The sequence below is a fragment of the Pseudomonas sp. NPDC087639 genome (assembly GCF_044743385.1).
GTDB lineage: Bacteria > Pseudomonadota > Gammaproteobacteria > Pseudomonadales > Pseudomonadaceae > Aquipseudomonas.
On the sequence record NZ_JBIUWI010000038.1, the window covers coordinates 50,915 to 53,196 of the forward strand.

4 protein-coding genes are annotated in these 2,282 nt (G+C 59.0%); 3 read left to right on the forward strand and 1 reads right to left on the reverse strand.

Features of this window, described 5'->3' with window-relative positions; genetic code table 11:
* Window positions 1-3: 3 nt before the first annotated feature.
* The 3 genes from ACIOVB_RS16955 to ACIOVB_RS16965 all read left to right on the forward strand — a co-directional run bounded on the left by ACIOVB_RS16955 (window position 4) and on the right by ACIOVB_RS16965 (window position 2,042).
* Entirely contained in the window at window positions 4-609 is a 606-nt protein-coding gene (locus ACIOVB_RS16955) for an arylesterase (protein ID WP_401269600.1), read from the forward strand.
* Between the two features lie 57 nt (window positions 610-666).
* A complete protein-coding gene (locus ACIOVB_RS16960) occupies window positions 667-960 on the forward strand; it encodes a hypothetical protein (protein WP_007955656.1) in 294 nt (97 codons plus the stop codon).
* Window positions 961-1,070: 110 nt separating this feature from the next.
* Window positions 1,071-2,042, forward strand: coding sequence for a L,D-transpeptidase family protein (locus tag ACIOVB_RS16965; protein ID WP_187677683.1), 972 nt, complete (start codon window positions 1,071-1,073; stop codon window positions 2,040-2,042).
* A 122-nt stretch (window positions 2,043-2,164) separates the two neighbouring features.
* Here the strand turns inward: ACIOVB_RS16965 and ACIOVB_RS16970 are convergent.
* The coding region (locus ACIOVB_RS16970; protein WP_401269603.1) for an alanine-zipper protein at window positions 2,165-2,282 on the reverse strand (118 nt) is incomplete at its 5' end.

Consider the following 2,282-nt stretch of genomic DNA (forward strand, 5'->3'; position numbering starts at 1 on the left):
CCGATGCGTGTGTGGTTTTTGAGTGCTGGCCTGGCCTTGATGTGCATGGCCCAGAACGCAGCGGCGGGTACTGTCCTGATCGTTGGCGATAGTATCAGCGCCGGTTTCGGACTGGATACCCGCTTGGGATGGGTATCGTTGCTTGAGCAACGGCTCAAACAGGAGGGGTTCGACGACAAAGTAGTGAATGCCTCCATCAGCGGCGACACCAGTGCCGGAGGCCAGGCGCGCCTGCCAGCGCTGCTTGCAGAGCATGAGCCTGAGCTGGTGATTCTCGAGTTGGGAGGCAATGACGGCTTGCGCGGAATGCCGCCAACGCAATTGCAACAAAATCTTGCCTCGATGATCGACAGCTCTCGCCAAAGCGGCGCCAAGGTGCTGTTGCTCGGTATGCAATTGCCGCCTAACTACGGTAAGCGCTACACCGATGCCTTCGCCAAGGTCTACGGCAATCTCGCCGAGGATAAAAAGATCCCGCTGGTGCCGTTTTTTCTCGACGGTGTAGGCGGTCATCCAGACCTGATGCAGGCCGATGGTCTGCACCCGGCCGCCGGGGCTCAGGGCAAGTTGCTGGAAAATGTCTGGCCTACGCTAAAACCCCTGTTATGAGGCTTTTCTAGCGGCAGGCTTTCGGCTAATGTGGCGCCCCCTTATTTGGAGCCCCCAATGCCGCGTTCTGCCTGGTCCCTGTTTGCCTACCAACTGATCGAGCCTGACGAGCAGTTGGATTTGTTCGCCTGCCAGGAAGTGCGGGTGCATCTGGTGACCCGTCAACTCGAATTGGGCGGCTCGGCCGATCGCACCCTGTGCGGCAGTCTGCTGCCGGCACAGCCGCGCTGGTCGAGCGTGGATCGCCGGGTGTTCCAGGACCAGCGTCTGTGTTCGCTGTGCCGGGCAATCCTGGAGTCGCAGAAGCGCGGCACTTCGCCGATCTGGCCTGAGTTGCGCTTCGAGCTTTAAAGCCATTCAGGCCGCTTTGCACGGTCTATCGGCGCATCTCCCCGAATTCCCGAGGCGCGGTGTACAATCGCGTACTTATACCCTTGTTGATCATGCGAAGGATTTTCCGGATGTTGCCGCGCTTTCCTGCCGTCACCCGCTGCCTGTCACTTGCCGCCCTGTGTGTGGCCGGTCCCGTTGCTGCATTGGAGCTTCCCCTGCCACCTCCCGGTGAGGACATCATCGGCCAGGTGCAGGTGATCAAAGCCAAGTACGAAGACACTTTCGCCGATCTGGGCACAACCTACGATCTGGGTTATTCGGAAATGGTTGCGGCCAACCCGGGCGTCGATGCCTGGTTGCCGGGTGCCGGTACCGAAATCGTCCTGCCGACGCGTTTCATTCTGCCGCCAGGCCCGCGTGAAGGCATCGTCATCAACCTTGCCGAATACCGTCTCTACTACTTCCCGAAAGGCCGGAACGTGGTGTACACCTTCCCGCTGGGTATTGGTCGTGAGGGCTGGGGTTCGCCCATCGCGCACACCTCGATCACGGCGAAGACGCCGAACCCTACCTGGACGCCTCCAGCGTCGATCAAGGCCGAGCACGCCGCTGATGGTGATCCGCTGCCAAACGTGGTGCCGGCAGGTCCAGACAATCCTCTGGGGCCGTTCAAGTTCACCCTGGGTACTCCGGGCTACCTGATTCACGGTTCGAACAAGAAGTTCGGTATCGGTATGCGCACCAGCCATGGCTGTTTCCGCATGTTCAACAACAACGTGCTGGAGATGGCCGGCATGGTCCCGGTCGGTACCTCGGTGCGTATCATCAACGATGCGTACAAGTTCGGTCGCAGTGGTGGCAAGGTCTATCTGGAAGCGCACACGCCGATCGACGACAAGGGCAACCCGTCGGTGGTCGACAAGCACACCGCGGTGATCAACGCGATGCTCAAGCGTGAAGACGTCACCAACAACCTGCGCATGAACTGGGATGTGGTACGTGATGTGGTCGCGGCCGAAGACGGCCTGCCGACGGAAATCGGTACGCCGAGTACTTCGGCACCGATTGTTTCGACTGCGCCGATCGACCTGCAACAGTAAGCTGAAAAACAAAACCCGCCGATGTCAGCATCGGCGGGTTTTTTTATGACCGGACAAAAGCGTCGGGCACAAAAAAGCCGACCCAAAAAATGGGTCGGCTTGATAACAATCCCGAGGGATTATTACTTGCGGCTAGCTTTGTCCAGCATGCGCAGAGCACGCTCGTTAGCTTCGTCAGCAGTCTGTTGTGCTTTTTGAGCAGCAGCCAGAGCTTCATCAGCTTTACGGTAAGCTTCGTCT